This window comes from Treponema sp. OMZ 906 (genome assembly GCF_024181185.1).
Taxonomy (GTDB): domain Bacteria; phylum Spirochaetota; class Spirochaetia; order Treponematales; family Treponemataceae; genus Treponema.
Genome location: NZ_CP051196.1, coordinates 1,548,792 through 1,570,057, shown reverse-complemented (window position 1 = coordinate 1,570,057; position 21,266 = coordinate 1,548,792). Strand labels below are relative to the sequence as shown.

At 44.9% G+C, this 21,266-nt stretch carries 19 protein-coding genes; 15 read left to right on the top strand and 4 right to left on the bottom strand.

What is annotated here, in order from left to right; all coding sequences use genetic code 11:
* Positions 1-112: 112 nt before the first annotated feature.
* The 9 genes from E4N69_RS07020 to E4N69_RS06980 all read left to right on the top strand — a co-directional run bounded on the left by E4N69_RS07020 (position 113) and on the right by E4N69_RS06980 (position 7,345).
* The gene (locus E4N69_RS07020) at positions 113-367 is read left to right on the top strand and encodes a DUF4160 domain-containing protein (RefSeq protein ID WP_253823377.1); all 255 of its coding nucleotides are present in this window, start codon (positions 113-115) and stop codon (positions 365-367) included.
* Positions 368-378: 11 nt separating this feature from the next.
* Positions 379-813, top strand: a complete 435-nt coding sequence (locus E4N69_RS07015) for a DUF2442 domain-containing protein (RefSeq protein WP_253808548.1) — start codon at positions 379-381, stop codon at positions 811-813.
* A gap of 40 nt (positions 814-853) precedes the next feature.
* The gene (locus E4N69_RS07010; RefSeq protein ID WP_253823376.1) at positions 854-2,401 is read left to right on the top strand and encodes a DUF1302 family protein; all 1,548 of its coding nucleotides are present in this window, start codon (positions 854-856) and stop codon (positions 2,399-2,401) included.
* Between the two features lie 710 nt (positions 2,402-3,111).
* Positions 3,112-3,558, top strand: a complete 447-nt coding sequence (locus E4N69_RS07005; RefSeq protein WP_253823375.1) for a hypothetical protein — start codon at positions 3,112-3,114, stop codon at positions 3,556-3,558.
* Positions 3,559-3,599: 41 nt separating this feature from the next.
* Positions 3,600-3,944 (top strand): hypothetical protein, encoded by a 345-nt coding sequence (locus E4N69_RS07000; protein WP_253823374.1) that lies wholly within the window; start codon positions 3,600-3,602, stop codon positions 3,942-3,944.
* The gene (locus E4N69_RS06995) at positions 3,941-4,483 is read left to right on the top strand and encodes a PH domain-containing protein (RefSeq protein ID WP_253823373.1); all 543 of its coding nucleotides are present in this window, start codon (positions 3,941-3,943) and stop codon (positions 4,481-4,483) included. Before E4N69_RS07000 ends, E4N69_RS06995 begins: the two co-directional genes overlap by 4 nt.
* Positions 4,484-4,598: 115 nt before the next feature.
* Entirely contained in the window at positions 4,599-5,039 is a 441-nt protein-coding gene (locus E4N69_RS06990) for a hypothetical protein (protein ID WP_253823372.1), read from the top strand.
* 31 nt (positions 5,040-5,070) lie between these two features.
* The gene (locus E4N69_RS06985) at positions 5,071-6,342 is read left to right on the top strand and encodes a leucine-rich repeat domain-containing protein (protein ID WP_253823371.1); all 1,272 of its coding nucleotides are present in this window, start codon (positions 5,071-5,073) and stop codon (positions 6,340-6,342) included.
* Positions 6,343-6,352: 10 nt separating this feature from the next.
* Positions 6,353-7,345, top strand: a complete 993-nt coding sequence (locus tag E4N69_RS06980; RefSeq protein WP_253823370.1) for an SEL1-like repeat protein — start codon at positions 6,353-6,355, stop codon at positions 7,343-7,345.
* A 151-nt stretch (positions 7,346-7,496) separates the two neighbouring features.
* On the opposite strand, the gene E4N69_RS06975 is transcribed toward E4N69_RS06980, so the two are convergent.
* Complete coding sequence (locus E4N69_RS06975) at positions 7,497-8,525, bottom strand: GNAT family N-acetyltransferase (RefSeq protein WP_253823369.1); 1,029 nt, start codon at positions 8,523-8,525, stop codon at positions 7,497-7,499.
* Positions 8,509-9,705: a hypothetical protein gene (locus E4N69_RS06970; RefSeq protein ID WP_253823368.1), complete on the bottom strand. Its 1,197-nt coding sequence runs from the start codon at positions 9,703-9,705 to the stop codon at positions 8,509-8,511. Before E4N69_RS06970 ends, E4N69_RS06975 begins: the two co-directional genes overlap by 17 nt.
* Positions 9,706-9,750: 45 nt before the next feature.
* Between E4N69_RS06970 and E4N69_RS06965 the strand changes: the two genes are divergently transcribed.
* Together E4N69_RS06965 and E4N69_RS06960 are read left to right on the top strand one after the other, a co-directional pair.
* Positions 9,751-12,168: a Lon protease family protein gene (locus E4N69_RS06965; RefSeq protein WP_253823367.1), complete on the top strand. Its 2,418-nt coding sequence runs from the start codon at positions 9,751-9,753 to the stop codon at positions 12,166-12,168.
* Positions 12,169-12,187: 19 nt separating this feature from the next.
* Entirely contained in the window at positions 12,188-13,924 is a 1,737-nt protein-coding gene (locus tag E4N69_RS06960) for a TrkH family potassium uptake protein (protein WP_253823366.1), read from the top strand.
* A gap of 59 nt (positions 13,925-13,983) precedes the next feature.
* Here E4N69_RS06960 and E4N69_RS06955 read toward each other — a convergent pair whose 3' ends face one another.
* Together E4N69_RS06955 and E4N69_RS06950 are read right to left on the bottom strand one after the other, a co-directional pair.
* Positions 13,984-15,483: an ATP-binding cassette domain-containing protein gene (locus tag E4N69_RS06955; RefSeq protein WP_253823365.1), complete on the bottom strand. Its 1,500-nt coding sequence runs from the start codon at positions 15,481-15,483 to the stop codon at positions 13,984-13,986.
* A complete protein-coding gene (locus E4N69_RS06950; protein WP_253823364.1) occupies positions 15,455-16,477 on the bottom strand; it encodes an ABC transporter substrate-binding protein in 1,023 nt (340 codons plus the stop codon). Before E4N69_RS06950 ends, E4N69_RS06955 begins: the two co-directional genes overlap by 29 nt.
* Positions 16,478-16,793: 316 nt before the next feature.
* Here E4N69_RS06950 and E4N69_RS06945 point away from each other — a divergent pair, with 316 nt between their 5' ends.
* From E4N69_RS06945 to E4N69_RS06930, 4 genes are all read left to right on the top strand, one after another.
* Positions 16,794-18,266: a phospholipase D-like domain-containing protein gene (locus tag E4N69_RS06945; RefSeq protein WP_253823363.1), complete on the top strand. Its 1,473-nt coding sequence runs from the start codon at positions 16,794-16,796 to the stop codon at positions 18,264-18,266.
* A 26-nt stretch (positions 18,267-18,292) separates the two neighbouring features.
* Entirely contained in the window at positions 18,293-18,985 is a 693-nt protein-coding gene (locus E4N69_RS06940) for a potassium channel family protein (protein WP_162663634.1), read from the top strand.
* 71 nt (positions 18,986-19,056) lie between these two features.
* Positions 19,057-19,812, top strand: coding sequence for a hypothetical protein (locus E4N69_RS06935; RefSeq protein WP_253823362.1), 756 nt, complete (start codon positions 19,057-19,059; stop codon positions 19,810-19,812).
* 248 nt (positions 19,813-20,060) lie between these two features.
* Positions 20,061-21,245, top strand: coding sequence for an anhydro-N-acetylmuramic acid kinase (locus tag E4N69_RS06930; RefSeq protein WP_253823361.1), 1,185 nt, complete (start codon positions 20,061-20,063; stop codon positions 21,243-21,245).
* Positions 21,246-21,266: the final 21 nt, after the last annotated feature.

Genomic DNA, 21,266 nt, shown 5'->3' with positions numbered 1-21,266 from the left:
ACTGAGAAGCGGGAATACGGACAACCGGTAAATTGATAGGATTGATAAACCCATTGACAATATCACGATACCGTGAATATAGTGTAAATACTAAAAGTAGGAGGTATTAGATATGCCTGTATTATCAAGGTTTTATGGAATTATTATCCGAATGTACTTTCAGCAATCAGAACATAATCCGCCGCATATTCATGCATTATATGGGGACGATATGGCTGCTATCGATATACAAAACGGAGAAATATTAGAAGGGCATTTACCTCCGAAAGCATTATCGATGGTACGGGAATGGGTCGGCATTCATCGAAAAGATCTTTTACATATGTGGGAAACACAGGAATTTAAATCGCTTCCTCCGCTTGAATAAGGAGACGCTGTATGTTTCATAAGATTAGAGCAGTTCATACTTTGCCTGATTATCGCTTACATATTCAGTTTTCGGAAGGCCTAACAAAGATATATGATGTCAAACCACTTTTTACTAAATGGGCAGCTTTTAAACGATTGGAGAATGAACCGGAATTATTTGACGATGTAGAGGTTGATACAGGCGGTTACGGTATTGTTTGGAATGATGAGCTTGATTTATCGTGTGACGAATTATATGAGAATGGAAAAACAGTAAAAACTCCGTTCGACGGATTGATTGCAATGAGCGATGCAACGTTGCTTTGGGGCTTACATGAAAGTACACTGAGAAAGGCGATTGCTTATGGTAAGCTTGTCAACGGAATCGATGCCTGCAAATATGGTAAACAGTGGGTTATTTCTGCGGAAGCTATGAAGCGGGAATACGGACAACCGGTAAATTGATAGGATACAGCTATCGAAAAGTAGGGAGTAAGGAGACAATATGAAAACAATACAGAAGTATGGACAATTATTTTTGTCAAGGGCTATTATTTGTTTACTGTTTTTTGTATTGACGCTTCCCTGTAGTGCGCAGGATGCTGCGGGCGTAGACGGAAAGGTAGAAACAGCTCAAGCAGCCGATGTCGAACTGCCCGCCGCCGATGATGATGATGAGGAGGACTCTTCCTTCGATTTGGAAGATGACACTGCAAAACCTGTCTTTACAGTAAGCGGCAAAATTGAAACACTGCACGGTCTTCGTTGGAATGATGCTAAAAAAAATCTCGAATACGGAGCATCCCGTTCGATTGCCCGGATAAACGGTGAGGTCTCTGCCGGTTCTTCTTACGCGGTTATGTCCGCCGCAGCTGAATACAATTACCGCAACCCCGCACGCACGGGTTTTCGGCTGAACGAAGCCTATTACCGCTATTCGGGTGAGATATGGGATATCAGTGTGGGGAGGCAGGTCATTGTGTGGGGACAGGCGGACGGGTTTAAGCTCACCGATGTGTTAAGCGCGCGGGACAGCTCGGAGTTTATCGCCTTTAGCGGCGATGAAGCGCGACTCCCGTCCGATAGTATCCGCCTGCGTTTTTTCCACGACCTTTTTACGTTTGAAGCGGTCGCCGTGCCGTTTTTTACGCCGAACAAGCTGCCGCGCTTCGGCTTTGAAGAGGGCGCCAAAGACGGGCTGTACTACATCGACACGCCGGATACTTTTAGTACGCCGTTCGGAACAGTCCCTGTTCATTATACAAAAACGGAAAGCGCAAAACCAAAGATGTTTACCGACACGGAAGCCGCCGCCCGTTTCTCCTTCTTTTTGCCCGGCATCGATTTTTCCGTTTCAGGCTTCTACGGCTGGGATAAAACGCCGCGCTATGCAAAAAGCGGGTATGCGAAAAAAGGGCTTTTTAATCCTGCCGCTCCACACAATATACTTTTAAATCCGTACATACCGAAAGAGCTGCATACCAACTTAAATGAAGAGTATTACCGTATCGGAATGGCGGGCATTGACGCAGCAATCCCGGTAGGAGATGTAACAATCCGGCTGGAAACCGCGTGGGTAGGAAAACGGTACTTTGAGCCTAAGAATTTACTTACAGATAAATCTATTGACGATTTGAAAAGGCAGACACCTGATGATGTACCGCTTGAGTTTAATTCTCCCCAAAAACACCAGCTGCTGATGCTTGCCGGCATTGACTGGATCAAGAGTTCGTGGACGCTGAGCGCTCAATATTTTGAAGATCTCATCCTCAATCATAAAAACGATATAGAGCGGCCGATGCACAAGGGCTTTGTCAGCCTCAATGTAAGCAAAACATTTTTGCGCGAAACACTGAAGCTTTCGGCAAGCGGCGTCATCGACGTAAACTACGGTAGTACGTTCAGTACCTATTCGGTTAGCTATGCAATCACCGATAATATCAATTTTGCACTCGGCGGGGATGTGTACACCAAAGGCTATGACGGTAAGGGAGATTTTGCAGCCTTACACAAGATAAGCGCTGTGTGGCTGAAAGGGACGTTTACGTGGTAGAACATTCATGGATAATGTATTAAAAATAGCTGCTGTTTCTTGATCGTAAGCATCTTATTGGAGCAGTAGGCAATCACCTTCCGGTTCAGTAAGTAGGGGGCTATGGCTGTAATTCTTCATATAAAGGGAAGGTCATATAATGAATGTTCGCTTTTTCCAGTAGAATACATATACAGTCCCGTAACTTACTATATGTATTATCTGGAATGTCCATATATGTTCAGTATATACAGAGTATCTTTTTTCGCCAAATATTTTTATATCTTACAATCAAGTCGCTATACATTTGAGCGCTCAGTATTTCGAAGACCTCATCCTCAATCATAAAGACGAATAGATCGGTTTTACGCACTATCACTCCCCGATAAGTTCATGTCCAGAGACATTCTTTCCTGTTCTTATATCTGCGATTCTCTTATCAAGTACTGCGCTGTTTTTAGGAGAATAGAATGGATCAGCTTTCACTTCAAAAGGTATACGTCTTTCTCTTCCAAGTTTTTTCAGATAAATATTGGTTTAAACGGATGGAAATACAAAAATTTTAAAAATAGTGCTTGACAAACCAATAGGGGGGGGGGGGTATAATGGAAGAGAAGTTCACAAAACGAATGTTATTCGGAAAGGTGAATGAGTGAAGCGGAATAGACGGCAATATGCGAATGATGCGTTCTATTTGCTTCGGAGAAAGTATATTTTGGAGGAAAAATTCAATGAAGCAATTTTTAATTTTGATCTCTGCTGTGCTTGTTTGTTTTATTACTGCCTGTGGACAAACAGCAGCGGGACGATTTGTCGGCGTTTATGATGTGTACGGCTATATAAAAATTGGTGGTGGAATTGAAGTTAGAAAAATAGGCAGTTGGACTTTTAATAAGGACGGATCTTGTATCGTGCACATAAAAGGTTCTATATCTCAAACAGGACAGTACACATTTAAGCGAATATCCGGTAATAGCGTTGATCCGGAATCAGATACACCGTATATCTATGAGTTGTCTACTAGCAGTAATGACTCTGAAGAAGTACTAACACTTAAAGAAATTAATGAAAATTTTGTCCCTAAATTAAAAAAACAGCTTTTAAATACAACAGGATATATTACAAATGATCCTTTACCTGATACTGATAATGTATATATGATCTTTATTAAACAATAATATTAATATTTATTACTTAGAAAATTAAAGGAGTATTTAAAATGGTATTTACCAAGCAGTTTATTTTAGAAGCTCTCTCCGAATCATTAGCGTATCTAATAAAGCAAGGTGTCCAAAAGAAAATGGTTATGCAAGATGATAAAGGAAATGATTATCTCTATGACGGCGAAGAAAATCGTCAGAAAAATATAGGTAGTACGATTCAAGCAATGAAAAAAATACAGGATGGGACATTATCATCGTCCGATGATTGTTTTCTAGAAGTAACATCTGCGGTATTTGATAAATCATGCAGGGAACACCCTGCATCAAAAAAGACAGATGATGATATTTGTTGTGAACTAATAAAACAATTTCCTATAAGCACTAAAAGGAGTAGCAAATGAAATCATTGGAAGCAATACAAGCGGAAATTCAAGCGTTAGGAGCAGTTGACCTATTCGGAACAAAAAAAGAAGTTCAATGCTTACCGGAAATAATGAAAGATACTGAGCATGTCCTCTATTTAACATCCGGTTTAATGAATGGAACAACATGGCTCATCGTATGCACGGAAGAAAGGATTATTTTACTTGATAAAGGGATGTTCTTCGGTATGCAGCAGGTAGAAATGGATTTGGATAAAATTAATTCCATATCATATAAAACAGGATTGATTTTAGGTTCAATTGAAATTTGGCACGGCGGTGCAAAAATGGTCATTGACAACTGTACCAAAGAGTTTGTCAAACCTTTTGTTGATACGGTTAATGTAGCAATAGAAAATTTAAAACGAAAGACATCCGCTGCTCAGGCTCCTGTACAAAGCGCTCCACAGCAGCTGGATATTGCTTCGCAGCTTGAACGGCTTAGTGCACTCGTCGAAAAAGGCTTTCTTTCAAAAGAAGAATTTGAAACGCAGAAACAAAAACTGTTGAATACTTAGAACGCTTAACGGGAAGCTCTAACGAACTTAATTTTTTAGAGCTTCCTGAGTGTTATGATATTGTTTAGTTGACCTATCTGAATTATTGCAATTACCAATAAAAGGAGAAATGAAAATGCTAAAAAAAATATTGATTGTTGTTATCATTATAATTGCAATCATCGCCGGTTTATATTCGTGTGGCAAGAGAAAAATTTACAACACCATTATCGATACGGTAAAGAACGGATATTTTGAAGAGGTGCAAGAAAATGTTACCATCGGCGAGATGATGGATACGCTCTGTACACATTCTAAATGGGAATATACACCCAATACTGAAAGTGGGCTGGTATATGTTACCTATACTGGGACTATGCAAGGGCAACCGATAGTAATGCAATTTTTTGTTACCAATTTTGCCGGCGAGATAATGTTTCGATTGGATAGCTTTTCTTTAAACGGCGAAATAACTTCACGCGCAGATGATATTTTACGGACACCCAATCAAAGTGCTGAAATAGACATGATACCGTATGCATTGTACAAAGCATATCGTACGGTAAAGGGAAGATAGGAGCGATAGTGTTATGATAAAGGAGTTCACAATGAAAAAAACAATGATGCTTATTTTTGGGTTGCTGCTGATTGTCGGTAGTATTTTTGCAGCAGAAAAGAATACAATCGTAAAAGAAAGTCCTGCGAGTGACTTTGAATATGACTTGAATGAGACGGAAGACGGCGTTGTTATTACCGGTTATCGCGGTAAAGGTGGCGATGTTATTATTCCTGCAGAAATTGAAGGGTATCCGGTTGTAGAATGTAATGGCACTTTTGATGGTGGATATGTAAGTATTACCTCAATTATCTTTCCCGATTCCATTACGAAGATTTCAAATCCTGGACTAGGCGTAGGCTATTATCACGATGAAAATGAAGCAGTTTTTAAGGAGATGAGGTCTTTGAAAAAAGTAATATTTCCCAAGCATTTAAAAGAAATACCGGCATATATGCTGTATGACTGTTATAATATAACTACAATACAATTACCCGCAGATGTTGAAATTATTGGAAGATGGGCATTTGAAAATCTAGCGATATCGGATATATATTTACCAAATACTGTACAAAAAATTGAGGACTATGCTTTTTCAAGATGTAGGAATCTTAAAATAGTTACGCTCCCATCATCATTAAAGGAGATTGCAGGATCTGTATTTTCCGAATGTAACAATATTGAAACATTGAACTTATCTGATGGTATTGAAAGTATCGATTCAAAGGCATTTGAAAATACTGCTATTAGAACATTGACGATTCCCTCATCGGTAAAGAAAATCGGCGAGAGCTCCTTTGCAAACTGCAAAAATCTTGAAACCCTTACGTTGTCAGACGGTATTGAAGAGATAGAATCATATGCTTTTAGGGGCACTGCTATCAAAAAACTGGTAATACCGCCGTCCGTAAAACGGATCGGGCAATGTGCTTTCAAGGAGTGTAAACAACTGGAATCGCTGGCTTTATCCGACGGTATCGAGACTATTGGTGCTTATGCTTTTTCTGAAACAGCGATCAAGATGCTTACCATACCGGTATCAGTAAAACGAATTGAAGCAGGAGCTTTTTCAGGAGGAACTTGGAGCGATACAAAACTTGAAACACTCATCATATCTGATGGTATTGAGTTTATTGGCAGGAGAGCATTTAGCAAGTCTCCCAACCTTACAAGTGTAACCTTACCGGAAAAGCAAATTAAATATGGAAATAAAGAATATAGCGACTATGCCGACTGTTTCAGTAATTGCCCTCAAATTCCTTTGAAAGACCGTAAAAAAATAAGAGATACCGGCTATACCGGCGGATTCAATGACGACAAATAAGGAATAGAGTATGCGGAAATTTACATTACAAACAACAGTGCTTTGTATCATACTTATTGCAGTAGCTTTCGTCGGCGGTTATTATGTAGGCCATTTTGTATGTGCAAAGCAAAGTATACAAAAACTATATGAGCAAGCTGATGCACTATTTACGAAAAAAGATAAAACGTTAGAAGATAGGCGGCAAGCTTTTTTTTATTATAAATTAGCAGCTGAGGGTGGACTTACCGAAGCACAATATTCGCTTGGGCTTTGTTATCTTAGACAAGACGGTACCGGAGAAAATGAAGAAGAAGCCTTCAACTGGTTTAGGAAAGCGGTACATGCGGAGGATGATATGACCGCATTGAGTCGCTTGCAGCAAGCAGCGGAAAAAGGCAACAAAAAAGCTCAGTACATTTTCGGCTTTTACTATCGGTATGGAAAAGGAGGAATTGTACAAGATGGAGGAGTTGTACAAGGTGATGAAACAGCTTTTAACTGGTATGAAAAAGCTGCAGAAGCTGGGCTTTCCTATGCTCAAAATACAGTCGGGTTTTGTTATTCTAATGGAATAGGTGTCTCTGTGAATGATGAAATGGCATTGCATTGGTATTACATTGCAGCTGATAATGGCGATACATGGGCGATAAATAATATAGGTGTATGCTATTCGAATGGAGAAGGTGGGCTGCATAAAGATAAGAAAACCGCATTGGACTGGTTTCGTAAGGCTGCTGATAGCGGTAATGCTTTGGCTATGTCGAATATCGGTACGTATTATGAATATGGGGAAGGCGGGATCCGCAAAGATGAACAAAGAGCGCTGGAATGGTACCGTATGGCGGCTGATAATGGTAGTGCTCACGGTATGCGCAATGTCGGCATCTTTTATGAATACGGAAAAGGCGGATTGACAAAAGATTATTATGAGGCGCAACAGTGGTATCAGAAAGCAAATGAAAGAAGATGTAGCGGAATTCAAGAAGACTTAGACAGAATTAGCGCAAAATTGAAAAGATAAACAGTAGCGATGATAACTTTGAAAATCACTTTTTATCAAAGCTGCAGTGTAGGGGCGATATTTTTTTCTGCAGCTTTGTCATTTACCAATAGCTCCATTTTTATTTACCTATCACCGTAATGGAAACCGCATTGAGCAATTTGACTCCCTATCACTCCCCGATAAGCTCATGTCCGGAGACATTCTTTCCTGTTCTTATATCTGCGATTCTCTTATCAAGCACTGCGCTGTTTTCAGGAGAATAGAATGGATCTTTCTCCGCCTTCCAGTAACTCATTCTGAACAGCCCGCACTGCTCAAAGCCGAGCTTTTCGTATACGCGGAGGGCGGCTGTGTTGGCGGTTTTTACGAAGAGTGCGAAGCCGTGCGCTTCTGCACTGTGGGTATTGATAAGATGCGCAACGGCGGCTGCGGCTAATCCCTTGTTCCGGTATGCGGGCAGGGTGTAGACGCCGCCGATTTGGAACCAGTGAAAGCCCTGCGCATTGGTTCCGGCCTTTGCGACGATGTGTCCGTCTGCCGAGACCTTGTAGATGTATTCGGTTGTAAGGCGGGCACACAGCGACAGTTTACAGACGGCGGGGTTTATCGGGCGGCCTTCGTAGGCAACCTCGGTATTTTCATAATCGAGCTGGAGCGGGAAGAGTTCTGTAAGATCATTCTCCGTTGCGCGTTCAATGGACAGCGTTGTATTCAGCGTGGCCTGTGCTGTTTGAAAGAATATATCCGTACAGGGTTTGGCACACTGCATCAGGTAGTAATCTACGGCGGCGTCGAGCCGGATATGTGCTGCTTCGGACATAACCCGCTCAAAGAGAAGCGTATGTTCGCGGATGCCCGCAACGGCGTGGAGTTCCGTATATGGCAAGTCTTCACTTAAAAAAAATCTGCCGAAAGCTAAGACCGCTTCCTCAGGGATGTCCGTATCGATACAGTGGAACAAAAGTCCATACATGCTGAACAGTAAGACCCCGCAGCAGATTTTTTGCGGTTGCGGACAAGTATGCCGTTGCGGGCAGGCATAGACAGCCGCCGCCTTCTTATACCGCGGAGCATAGTCGGGGTACAAGCAAAGCCGCAGCTGCTCTGCAAGATCGATGCAGCGGTATTCGTGCTGCCGCACGAATGCAGCCGCGTCATAGATAGTCTCAGGGGTCAGCAGTTCAAAACAGTAGTGCATACCGGTTAAATGCCGCGGCTGCTGCGGCTTTGTCCTGCCTGCCGATACTGCGGCCGCTGCCTAAGAGTTCCGCTGCGAGGGCATCCTCTGCGCGCAATTGTCCGAAGCCTGCGAGTTCGGAGTAGGGGCGGATGTAACAACAGAACGGCAGCGGCCGCTCCGGCTGTACCTGTTCGGTCAAGGTATTGTCCTCAGGCAGAAGTTCCGGATTGTGTTCCCGCATGGTCCGTATCCATCCGTCGGGGGCGGACGGCAGCGGCTCTTCTTCGGAAAGGCTGAAAAACACACCGGTAAATACGCCCGGATTTTCCGTACAAAAGTGCGCGGCTAAATCGGTATAGATTCCTTCCGCATATAAAAATATCCGTTTATTTCGTCCGTAACGTGCAACCGTTTGTTCGAGAAAGTCGGCAAAAAATGCAGCCGTCTGCGGGTCCTCTTCTTTTATTAAATACCGTTGCTCTTTTTTCCCGACGAGGTGCAGCAGCTTGCGGTAGAGTTCGATGCGCGGAATAATACCGCGCGGTTTGAGTCTCGTGATTTCCGCAACGGTATAGCCTTGATCCGCCAGAAGAGAGGCGAGCGTTTCCGGTCGTTCGGCGTAGGGAAAGGCTTCGGCAATAATCACCAGCGCTCTTTTATCGGCGCCGCCCTGCCGCTCAATCAACAATCCTTCGATAGGATTCCGCGAAGCGGATAGATTACTCGGAGAGGAAGAATCAGGTAAGGTTGAAACGTCGGTTTGTTCGGCTCTACCTTTATCGGTACCGGCGTTTGTTTTATCGGTTAATTCGATCGAACGGACGGTCAGCGGATATTCGGTTCTGATACTTGCTTCCGGCGCAAATCTGAATGCGCAATATGCTACTCCGCAAAAAAGGCACAATAACACAATGCGCAGCATCATCGATGCGATACCGTAAAAATCGTTCAGCATCCCTTGGAAAAACGCAATCAGCCGTATTATTTCCGAAAGGCAGACAATCAGAACAAAGAGAACGAGAATAAAAAGATAGAGGACAATTCCCTGTCCGATGATAATACAGATACAGACAAAGAGGCTCAGAAAAGGTAGAATAGGAATCGCGCGGCCTTTTTTTAAGCTTTTTGAAAACGGGCGCAGTAATACCGGCAGTAAGAGGAGCAGAACGACAAGCTCGCTTAGTAACAGATCGGTCATATTTTTTCCTTTTGTATCTCATAATCATTGAGGAGAGTGAAGCTATTGAATACATCATCAACGTCAAACATCCCGCAGCAGGCTTCGGCACAGGAGCTTCCGCTTTCAGAAATTCAATTCAATATACCGGAATCGAAAATCGCCGCATTAAAAACAAAGGCGCCGCATAAGCCGATTGTCGGGCAGCTCCGCGCGGTGTCCGCATTGGAACTCGGTTTAAGTATTCGGGACGACGGCTACAACATTTTTATTATGGGAGCGCCGGGAACAGGCCGCCGGACGGTTCTCTCTTCGCTGCTCAAGGACTATAAACCAAATACCGCCGCCTTGCAAGATATTGCGTATGCGCATAACTACCGGCATCCGGCGGAACCGATCGCGCTGTTTTTTCCGGCGGGGGAGGGCAAGAAGTTTCAGCACAGTCTCAAAAATGCGGTTGAAGCTCTCTATAAACAGGCGCTGCAGATTGAAAAGTCGGAGAATTTTTTGTCTGCTCAAAAGAAGATTATGTCGGCGGTCGACAGCGACGAAAATTCTCTGCTTGCGAATTTTGAAGTAACGATGCTGTCGCGGGGATTTAAGCTCTTGCAGCTGAAAGACGATTCCAATCAATCCGTCGATTTGATTCCGCTTATTAAAGGAAAAGAGGTTCCGTTCGGGGAGCTGCAGCTGCTGGTAGCGCGGAAGAAGTTTTCCGAACAAGCGCTCAACGATTTGCGTGAAACATATTACCGCTCGCTCGATGAGCTGGCTGATCTTTTTGCCCTGCTACGGAAAAACCGAACGGAGGCGGAAGAAAAGCTCAAGCAGCTCTACATCGATTTACTCAAACCGATTGTCGCGGCGGAGCTTGAGCAGCCTCGTGCGCTGTTGAATGGCTACCCTGCCGAAACCGATACGCAGAAAAAACACAATGAAAAGATTGCGTCTTTTTTAAAAAAGACCGAGGCGGATTTGATTGCCCGTGCCGTGATGTATGCAGCGCCGTTTAAGTCTCCGCGGCACAAGAAGGCTTTTTTCGGGCGGTATGCAATCAATTTGATTTGCGAAAATACGGAGGATAAATCCTACGTTATCGACGAAAACCAGCCGAATTTTTCCAATCTCTTCGGGACAATCGAAGGACACGGTGATGAAGAAGACGGACTGCTGAACGGCCATTTACGGCTGCGCGGAGGAGCGGTGCACCGTGCCTTAGGCGGCTTTTTGGTGCTGCGGCTGAAAGACCTTTTGGAAGAAGAGGATTCGTGGGTGTATTTAAAGCGGGTGCTGCAGTCGGGACGTATCGCCGTGCAAGCGCCGCCTGCCGGTACGCATACGCCTTCTCTTTTAAAGCCCGAACCGATTCCCGCGCAGCTGAAGGTTATCATCATCGGCGGCGAATATTCCTATGAGATTCTCTATCAGGAGGATCCCGACTTTTATAAGCTGTTCAAGGTGTGTGCCGAATTCGATTCGGTGATGCCGCTGACGGATGAAAACTTGGCTGCCGTTTTGGCGCTCATCGAAACCTTTGTAAAAGACCGCCATTCGCTGCCGTTCAGCGATTCGGGGTATGCGAAGTTGCTTGCCTATGCGGTTGAACTTTCGGAGAGCCGACATTTGATTTCCGCTCAGTTTACGAAGATTGCGGATTTTGTTGCGGAGGCGAATTATACGGCGAATCAGCAATCGTGCGAGCTTATCACCGATGAGATCATTACCAAAACAATCGAGCGGCGGCATTACCTTGCAGCCTTACCCGAAGAAAAATTCGCCGAGATGGTGCAGCTCAAAGAAATTTTAATCGACACATCCGGCACCGCAGTGGGAAAAATCAACGGGCTTGCCGTAGAGGAGCGCGGCTTCCATACCTTCGGCATACCGGTGAGCGTTACCGCCCAAGCATCGCCGGGTACCGCCGGTATTATCAATATCGAGCGGGAGGCGGGGCTTTCTGGTGAAATTTACGATAAGGCGCACCTCATCATCAGCTCGATTCTCCGGCAAAAATACGCGCCTGATTTTCCGCTGTCGATTTCCGCTGCAATCTGCTTTGAACAATCCTACGGTATGATTGATGGAGACTCCGCTTCCTGCGCCGAGCTCTTCACGCTGCTTTCCGCAATCGGGGGCATCCCGCTTAGGCAGGACATTGCAGTAACCGGCAGTTTGAATCAGCTTGGTATGGTGCAGCCGGTGGGCGGTATTTCGGAAAAGATAACCGGCTTTTTCGATACCTGCGCGATTCTCAGGTCTACCGGCACGCAAGGGGTAATGATTCCTCAGGGCAATAAAAACAATCTCTTTTTGCCGGAGCGCGTCATCAATGCTATCGCCGAAAAGCGGTTTAGGATATGGGCGGTCAGCAATATCGATGAAGGTATCGAGCTCTTGAGCGGTATGGATACGGCGGATGTTACCGTGCGCGTTTCTGCCGCGCTGCGGGACTTTGCGGAAAAAGTGAAAGCATTTAGGAAGTAGGAAAAAGGATTGGACTGATATGAATACCATAGTAATCAAACTCCGTACAAATCTTTCGGGCGTTGCCTTTATACTCAGTTTGGCAGTGCTGTTTTTGCAGCAGTTTTATGCTTCTCTTGCCGCTACTATTGTTATTCATGCGATAGATGCAATCATTTTGCTTCTTATTATTGCGGAAACGTTTTTACCGATGCGGCATGAAAAGTATTTTCAGCAGTATGTTCAAAAACATGTTGCGCTGTGTTTAAGTACGCTTCTCTTTTGTGCAGTTTTTATCTTTTTTAAAATAAAAATCGGTTTTATTCCTACGTCGCCGGAATTGATTCTTATGTTTGCGCTGATCAAGAACATTTTCCTATTTGGGAAAATCATCAAGAATACGGCTGACAGTGCGGGCGGCACGGAGCGGATAATGTTGAACCCTGCAGGAACTTTGCTTATTTCATTCTTCATGGTGATTATTACCGGTGCCTTTTTGTTGATGCTTCCGGCAGCTACTCCCGACGCAGGTCATCTTGACTTTTTGACTGCACTATTTACTGCAACTTCTGCAGTCTGTGTTACCGGCTTGAGTATTATCGATGTCGCGACGGAATTGACAACAGTCGGAAAAGTGATCCTCGTTTTGCTTATTCAGATCGGCGGACTTGGTATTATGGTGTTCTCGTTTTTCGGTATGCTCGCGTTTCGGCGCAAGCTGTCTATTGCGGAAAAGCTGACCGTTTCGTATATGGTGAGCGAAGATGATATGTCGGGATTGTTTAAAGCGCTCCGCGTCATTGTTGGGTCTACCTTTTTAGTTGAAGCTGTCAGCGCCGGATTTTTATACCTCGGATTTTCTCGTACTATGGGGATGTCTGCCGAAACGCTCGGTTTTGCGGCTTTTCATGCGGTCTCCGCTTTTTGTAACGCAGGTTTTGCGCTCTTTTCCAATAATCTCGAATCCTTTATCGGCGATCCTATCATCAGTTTAACGATTAGCTTTACGATTATCCTCGGCGGTATCGGTTTTGCGGTTATGTACGATACGGCGCGTAAAATAAAAACCGAAACGTGTAATGCGTTCAAAAAGAAAAAGACAACGTTTTTCCTTCCGTTGAATACGCAGATCGTGCTTATAATGACTGCGGGCATCCTTTTTATCTCATTTGCGGCGTTTTATCTGCTGGAGCATACTCATGCGATGAAGGATTTTTCACTTCGCGAACAATACCTCGGCGCTTTCTTTCAGGCGGTTACCCTGCGGACGGCGGGTTTCTCAACGGTGTCCTTTGCTTCCCTGACGAATGCGACGCTGCTTATGATGATTTTTGTAATGTTCGCAGGCGGCGCATCGGGCAGTACGGCCGGCGGTATTAAGCTGAACACTGTTGCGGTGGTCTTCGCGTTTTTCCGTTCGTTTCTAAAAAACGACCGGACGGTCGTTATCAAAAAAATGTCGATACCCGATGAGCAGGTAAAAAAAGCTTTTCTTATTCTCGGTTTCGGTTTGACGATTGTGTCCGCTGCCATATTTGTATTGACGGTAACCGAATCGCTGCCGTTTTTACCCATGGCGTTTGAAACGGTTTCCGCCTTTGCAACGGTTGGGCTCTCTACCGGCATAACGGCGCAGTTCAGTGTTGCCGGTAAACTGATATTGGTCTTCCTCATGTTTATCGGCAGGGTAGGGCCGCTTACCATTCTCACTGCTGCCGGAAAAAAGGAAGGCAGCGATACCGTCGAATATCCGTACGGCGCTATTTCGATCGGGTAACACTTGAACCTGATACGGCCTTTTGCTTCAGCCTAAGAGAAGTGAAGTGGTAGCGTTTGTCAATGACCGTTGGGAACATCCAGCGTAATGCCTTCGATAAGCTGCGTGAATACCGGGTCGTGCGTTACACATAGGACTGTCCGCCGCTGCTGCCGGACAATACGGGAAAACACTCTCGCCGCCGCTTTTTTTGTTTCGGGATCGAGGGAGTCAAAGGCCTCGTCGAGGAGCAAAATTTCCGAAGGGTAGGCGAGTGCACGGGCTAAACTGACTCGCCGCTGCATACCGCCGGAAAGTTCCGCCGGTAGAAAATGCTCAAACCCTTGTAAGCCGAACATCTGTAAATATTGCCGTGCAATACGCTTTGCCTTTTCCGTTCCGTAATCCGGCGGCAGTATATAGCGGATATTCTGTTCTGCGGTGAGGTGTGGGATAAGCCGCAGGTCTTGATAGGCAAAACCGATTTTCGCATTGGGCGGCAATATGCGTATCGTTCCGTGTTGAGGATGCAGAAAACCTGCAATTAAAAAAAGCAGCGTTGTTTTGCCTCTACCGGAGCGGCCGAGGATATAATTTATCCGCGCAGGTTTAACCTCAAGTGAAAAAGATTGAAACACCGGTACCGATTCAAAATTAAAAGAGATACGGTCAATATGTATTTCGGCAGCTTGTTTGCCGATATCTGCATATACGTCAGTATCGAAGTTTTCTCCGGTGTTGACAGGTGTGTCGGGTAGAGCGGTATCAGTATCCACTGTCTGCATCGCTTTGCGGGCTTTATTATATGAAAGAATACGTTTTGCTGCCTGCTCCATAAGAGCGGCAAAGACGATCACAATGATTCCCCAGCCGAAAATCGTTGCGGTATCCAACTGAGCACGCGCGATCTGGAACTCCGTACCGATGCCTCTCCGTGGCTGGCTGAGTACTTCGGCGGTAACCATAACCTTTACCAACAACCCCAGCGTTGCGGAATATGCGGTGAGTGTAAACGGCCTAATGGAAGGAATGTACAGCTGTTTAAGTTTGCGCACGAAGGAGACTTGGAAACCGGTAGACATTTGGATAAGACGGATATCGATGTTCTTGACGCCGTTTACTACGCCGCGGTATAGCAGCGGCAGCGCAATAAGGCTTGCGACAAAGATAGGGGTGATCTCGGAATTAAACCATATCAGCGAGAGAAGCAGGACACCCATCGTCGGGACGGCACGCATAGCGGTTTCAAAAGGGCTGAGCGCTGCTTCAATTCGTGCGGACACGCCGGCTGCAATTCCCAGTAAAAAAGCAATGACGGTATCTATAGCGATCGTTGCCGCAATGCGTAAAAGCGTTGCAGCAACGGTTAAAAAGAAATCTTCTCCGGTAAGAATATCGACCGTAGCGGCGGCAATAGCTTCAAGTCTCGGCACAATGAGCGGTTGTGCTATCAGCACGGCTGTTAACTGCCATAGTCCCAGCCCCGCGACGAGTCCGCAGAGCCGGTATACTGCTCGAGTTCGGTCCTTACCGTTGCCGCTGCCCGTATCGCTATTTTGCTGTGGTGTAATAGAAATCATCCTGAGGCATGGCCCCGCCGATAAATTTCGGATCAGCCTTATAGAGAATGGAGAAATATCGCTCAAGTGCGGGGCGGGTTTGTTCGGCGTTCACAAACTGCATATTCATTCGGCTTATTCCTTTTGCAATAAGCGGTGCTTGAATACCTTTTTGCAGCTTTGCGGTGGCTTCTCCCGCTTGCTTGGGGTTTTCTTTTGCCCAGTTTATTGATTGTTCCAGTTGAGCTAAGAAGCGAGCAACGTAATCGGGATGATTTTCGATGAGTTTTTTTTGTACGACCACGACTGCCTGCGGGTAGGAGCTGTCGCTACCGAGTTTTTCTTTCCATGCGTTCTGTACGTCGAGGAACACCTTTGTTCCGGGTTTTTTGGTTAATACCATGCTAACCATCGGCTCAGGTAAAATAACAAAAGAGCCTTTTCCGCTGATAAAAGCAGCTGCCGCTTCTTGCCCCGACTGTACATAGTTAAAGGTTACGTCCTTATCGGGTATAAGTCCGTAGGCGTTTAAAAGCTCCCGTACCGTGACATCCGGAGTAAGACCTCTTCCGAAAGTGATAATTGTTTTTCCTTTTAAATCTTCGATAGAATTGATCGATTCTGAGGTAAGTCCGTAGAGAATTCCCCAAACAACAGCTCCTGCAAGTCGGACACCGGTACCTTTTGCGTATAAAATAGCGGAGAGGTTTGAAGGGACGATAGCGATATCCGCTTCCCCGGAAAGCAGCCGTGCTTGCAGCATATCGGGTGCTTGCAACACTTCATATTCCGTAACCGTGCCGTCGGCAACAGCGGCGTTGTCAACCGCCATTTTTGCAATACAAATTGCCGGAGCATTAGCGGGCACAACTACTTTTACAGTATAAGCTGCTTGAGCGGATGAATTGCCGGCTGATTTTGCCTGAGCCGCCGTGGCCGGCTCCTTTTTACCGCCTGCACAGAGCATCGCGGTGATACAACAAAATAAAAACGCTATAACATAGTGTTTTTTCATAAAATACTCCTTAGATTTAATTTGTAAGCCTGTTATAACATATTTGCTCAAGCATGTATAGGTATCTCTAAAAACTTGGTTAGCTTTTTAGAGATGCTCGCGGGGAGTTTAATATGCAAGTGCTCTGCAGCGGGGCATGTTGATTATCCTCACGTTTACATTTTGTGCTTAATCGGATACAGTTCCCATAAGCGAGGATAATACGAAAGAAAAAAAACGGAGAAAACGCAAAGGTTTATATTTACTCAAAAAAGGTCGGAAGGGACTTGTACGTGCACTGTTTAGCCGTTTAGGGGTATTCCTCGTTTTATTAGGCTTGCAGGCATTTATTTTATTCAGTATCCCGTATCGGTTTAAAGAAATATTCCCTTATTATTCTATTGTCCAGTCTTTATTCATCGTTGCGATGGTGCTGTATTTACTGAATTCCGATATTGATCCTACTGCAAAAATTACGTGGCTTGTTATCATCATGATGCTCCCTGCATTCGGCGCTTTGTTGTTTTGGTATACCCAAAGTGATCCGGGAAACCGCTTGGCGCGGAAACATCTGAATAATCTTTTTACGCTGACGCAAGATACTATTCCGCAAGATCCGCAGGTTGCCGCTTCTCTTGCAGTACAAGATAAGGGTGCTGCATCGCTTGCTCAGTATCTCCGATATACCGGATGTCATCCGGTTTTTAATCAAACTGAAGTAACATATTTCCCTTCCGGAAAAGCGAAGTGGAAAGAAATGCTTATTCAACTGAAACTGGCAAAGCATTTTATCTTTTTGGAGTATTTTATTATAGAAGAAGGGGTGATGTGGGGAAGCGTATTGGAAATATTAGCGCAAAAAGCGAAAGAGGGCGTCGATGTCCGAATTATGTATGATGGTACTTGCGAGTTTTCTACATTGCCGCATGACTATCCTGAGCGTTTGGAAAAATTAGGAATTAAATGTAAGATATTCGGGCGGCTTACACCGTTTCTCTCAACACGCTATAATTACCGAGACCATCGCAAAATCCTGGTGATTGACGGTAAAGTTGCGTTTAACGGCGGCGTTAATTTAGCGGATGAATATATCAATGTTATTCATAAATACGGATACTGGAAAGATGCCGCCGTCATGCTGCACGGCGCCGCGGTTAAAAGTTTTACGCTGATGTTTTTGCAGTTGTGGAGCATACACGAAAAAGAATGGGATTTTAATGAGTATGTGAATGTTCCCGCCAATATCTTGCCGGTTTCTGCAGCAGGGTTTGTTATTCCTTTCGGAGACAGCCCCGTCGATCAAAATAAAGTCGGCGAGTGTGTGTATATGGATATCCTCAACAGAGCGCAGCGGTATGTGCATATCATGTCCCCCTACCTTATTCTCGACGGGGAAATGGAAACGATGTTGAAGTTTGCGGCAGAGCGCGGCGTGGATATTACATTGATCTTGCCGGGTATTCCTGATAAAAAAGCTCCGTACGCATTGGCAAAAACCCATTACGCTCCTTTGCTCGCGTCGGGAGTACGAATTTATGAATATACGCCGGGCTTTGTGCATGCAAAAGTTTTTGTGTGTGATAATCGGGAAGCTGTTGTCGGCACCATCAATTTGGATTATCGCAGCCTCTATCATCATTTTGAATGCGCTACTTATTTATATGGTGTCGACTGTATCAATGATATTGAAGCGGATTATCAATCCGTATTAAAACAGTGCCGGGCAGTAACGACTGACACGATCCGGCAGGAGAAATGGACGGTTAAAGCTTCCGGCATTGTGTTAAAAGCTATCGCACCGTTGATGTAGAGGGCATCTCTAAAAGGAGAACGACTATGGATGTACAACAAAATTTTGCGGTTATCGGATTAGGAGAATTCGGCATTCGAGTTTGCGAAATGCTGGCGGAAGGCGGCGGCTCGGTTGTTGCGTTTGACCACGATGCGCAAGCTGTCGATCGGGTAAAAAAATTTGTCCCGGCGGCTATGGTGATCGATACTACCGATGAAAATGCGTTTAAGAAAGCTCCGCTCGACGATATTGATGTTGCTATCGTTACGATCGGCGACAATAAAGAAGCGAGTATCTTGACGACGACGCTGCTGAAGGAACGGGAAATTCCCTATATTGTAGCGCGGGCGGTTTCTCCGCTCCATGCGATAGTATTAAAGCGGGTAGGGGCAAATCGAGTGTTAAAGATTGAAGAAGAGTCGGCCACCCGTATTGCACATGAATTGATTAATCCCGATGCACTCAATTCGCTTTCCGTTATCGAGGGGTATGGAATTTGCGAAGTAAAAGTGCCGAAGTTTTTTATCGGTAAAACACTCTCGCAAGTTGCGCTCAAAGAAAAATTCAATATAACGCTCATTACGGTTGTCCGGCTTGAGCTTGATATCGATACGGTCGGCAATCCTTTGAACCGCGAAGTGATGTATGAACCGGATGATAATCTTGTATTGCAGGCAGGCGATAAACTCTTTGTGCTTGGCAGCGTCGAAAAAATTGCGGAATTTAGAAACATCTAAAGAGCAGCTTTTAGAAACTTGGACAGCTCTTTAGCGATGTTTCGGAATGTCTAACGAATAGGAATGTATGTATGATTATTATCGGAAAAAAGAAATTGATCGGGGCGGTACTTTTTTCATTTGTACTTATTTTAGCGACTGCAATTTGGGGATATAAAGTCGGAATGCAGAGTTCTCTTAAAAGTGATTCGGAGCTCGTGCTGTTTTTCGGATTTATCGGAGCAGGGGTGGAACTTTGCTTATTAATTGCAATGTCTGTCTATGCAAAGAGAAAAGAAAACGACTTTTTAATGGTTGCAAAAGCTATTCAGCTGAACGGCGTATTATCGAATTCCCGTGCAAAAAAATTGGGAAATTTAGGTGCCACACTACAGGAAGCGCTCGATGATGCCTATCAAATTACCGCACAAAAGAGCTTAAAGATTGCAGGATTAAACGGTCTGGTTGATGAACTCTTATTGATTATCGATCGCCCTCTTCTGGTTGTGAGTCTTACCGGAACCATTCTGAATTTCTCCGCTAAAGCACAGGAGAAAACGGGTTGTAAACAAGGGGATGCGCTTTCCGAAATAGCTCCCGGTATCAGCCTTAAAGAAGCGATTCAAAATGCAGCGCTCACTCGTACAGCTATGCAGCAAGATACACATATCGTGTGTATGCCGGTGTTCTCGGCTACCGGTACGCTGTCATTCTTTTTGATTGATCTCTCCGATCAGCCGATTGTGAGCAAGGTCATGGAAAATGTCAAACATTTAATACAAAAAACGGATACCGAAAAAAAACAGAAAAAGCCGTTTTTAAAATTCTTCCAAAAAGACCGCGACTAACTGAGGGTAAACGCATCAGACATTTTGTTGATAGCCCCGCAGAATAAGTGAGGTTGTTCAACCAGAGTTGAACCTCTTCGCGGTTCAAATGGTCTCGCAACCTCACTTATTCTGCGATTTTTATATGCTGGTCTGATGCGTTTCCCCCTTCTTCTTAGATAAAGTGTGCAAAATTTTGGATAAAATTTTGCACAAAAGGAATACAACCGCTTAGAATATTTAAACGCGGTTGTCCTCGGGAACAATATATGAAGTATTTGGATTTTATAAACGAAAAAAAAGAAAAAACGGCGATTGGGCTTATGAGCGGGACGTCTGTTGACGGTATCGATGTGGTGTTGCTGACTATTACCGGCAGCGGGCTCGATACGCATATTACGGAGCGGGCATTTCTGACCGTGCCTTATTTGCAAGAAGTACGACAGCGGCTGTTGGCACTTGCTTCCGGTTCTTTCGGCGGCAGCGAAGAGTTAAGCGCGATGAATGTTTATCTTGGGGAACTATTTGCGGACGCATGCTTTGCCGTATGCAAAAAGGCGAAGGTCGATATTAGTATGGTTGATTTTATCGGTTCGCATGGACATACGGTTTTTCATGCACCGAATGAACGGTGCTACTTCGGCAAGAATATTAAAAGTACGCTGCAAATCGGTGAAGCCGCTGTTATTGCAGAGAGAACCGGATGCGTTACCGTTGCCGATTTCCGCGTTCGGGATGTTGCTGCGGGCGGGGCAGGGGCGCCGCTTGTTCCGTTTACCGAGTATCTGCTATACCGGGAACCAGGTACGGTAATCGGCTTGCAGAATATCGGCGGTATCGGCAATATCACGCTTTTGCCTGCCGATGCCGATATGGGCGGCATTATCGCTTTTGATACCGGCCCGGGCAATATGCTGATAGACGGCTTAATGCGGCTTATCACCGGCGGTACGCAAAATTATGACGAAGACGGCAAATGTGCCGCAGCCGGTACCGTCGATTCAACCTTGTTCGATTTTCTTAAAACGGATCCTTATTTGCAATTAAGACCGCCTAAGACCACCGGCAGAGAACATTATTCCGAAGCGTTTATACAAGCGTTGTATGATAAAGGTACATCATTGCAGCTGCCGCCTGAAACAATTGTGAGAACGGCAACCTATTATACTGCATATTCAATTGCGTATTCGCTTAACACATTCGGATTGCCGATGCCGCAAAAGCTGATAGTCGGCGGAGGCGGCTGCAGAAATCCCGTCATCTTAGATCATCTGCGGCAGCTATTGCCTGAATGTTCCGTGCTAACCAATGAGGATATCGGTAAAAACAGCGATTCAAAAGAAGCGTGTGCCTTCGCCGTACTTGCAAACGAAGCGCTCTGCGGCAATCCGAATAACGTCCCGTCTGCAACGGGGGCCAAGAAGTTTGTCGTGATGGGAAAGATCAGTATATAAAAAGGACGGTAAAGCTTTAAA

Excerpts from the sequence above, each read along its gene's own strand:
- E4N69_RS07020 (WP_253823377.1), top strand. The coding sequence starts at position 113 with ATGCCTGTATTATCAAGGTTTTATGGAATTATTATCCGAATGTACTTT.
- E4N69_RS07015 (WP_253808548.1), top strand. The coding sequence starts at position 379 with ATGTTTCATAAGATTAGAGCAGTTCATACTTTGCCTGATTATCGCTTA.
- E4N69_RS07010 (WP_253823376.1), top strand. The coding sequence starts at position 854 with ATGAAAACAATACAGAAGTATGGACAATTATTTTTGTCAAGGGCTATT.
- E4N69_RS07005 (WP_253823375.1), top strand. The coding sequence starts at position 3,112 with ATGAAGCAATTTTTAATTTTGATCTCTGCTGTGCTTGTTTGTTTTATT.
- E4N69_RS07000 (WP_253823374.1), top strand. The coding sequence starts at position 3,600 with ATGGTATTTACCAAGCAGTTTATTTTAGAAGCTCTCTCCGAATCATTA.
- E4N69_RS06995 (WP_253823373.1), top strand. The coding sequence starts at position 3,941 with ATGAAATCATTGGAAGCAATACAAGCGGAAATTCAAGCGTTAGGAGCA.
- E4N69_RS06990 (WP_253823372.1), top strand. The coding sequence starts at position 4,599 with ATGCTAAAAAAAATATTGATTGTTGTTATCATTATAATTGCAATCATC.
- E4N69_RS06985 (WP_253823371.1), top strand. The coding sequence starts at position 5,071 with ATGAAAAAAACAATGATGCTTATTTTTGGGTTGCTGCTGATTGTCGGT.
- E4N69_RS06980 (WP_253823370.1), top strand. The coding sequence starts at position 6,353 with ATGCGGAAATTTACATTACAAACAACAGTGCTTTGTATCATACTTATT.
- E4N69_RS06975 (WP_253823369.1), bottom strand. The coding sequence starts at position 8,525 with ATGCACTACTGTTTTGAACTGCTGACCCCTGAGACTATCTATGACGCG.
- E4N69_RS06970 (WP_253823368.1), bottom strand. The coding sequence starts at position 9,705 with ATGACCGATCTGTTACTAAGCGAGCTTGTCGTTCTGCTCCTCTTACTG.
- E4N69_RS06960 (WP_253823366.1), top strand. The coding sequence starts at position 12,188 with ATGAATACCATAGTAATCAAACTCCGTACAAATCTTTCGGGCGTTGCC.
- E4N69_RS06955 (WP_253823365.1), bottom strand. The coding sequence starts at position 15,483 with ATGATTTCTATTACACCACAGCAAAATAGCGATACGGGCAGCGGCAAC.
- E4N69_RS06950 (WP_253823364.1), bottom strand. The coding sequence starts at position 16,477 with ATGAAAAAACACTATGTTATAGCGTTTTTATTTTGTTGTATCACCGCG.
- E4N69_RS06940 (WP_162663634.1), top strand. The coding sequence starts at position 18,293 with ATGGATGTACAACAAAATTTTGCGGTTATCGGATTAGGAGAATTCGGC.
- E4N69_RS06935 (WP_253823362.1), top strand. The coding sequence starts at position 19,057 with ATGATTATTATCGGAAAAAAGAAATTGATCGGGGCGGTACTTTTTTCA.
- E4N69_RS06930 (WP_253823361.1), top strand. The coding sequence starts at position 20,061 with ATGAAGTATTTGGATTTTATAAACGAAAAAAAAGAAAAAACGGCGATT.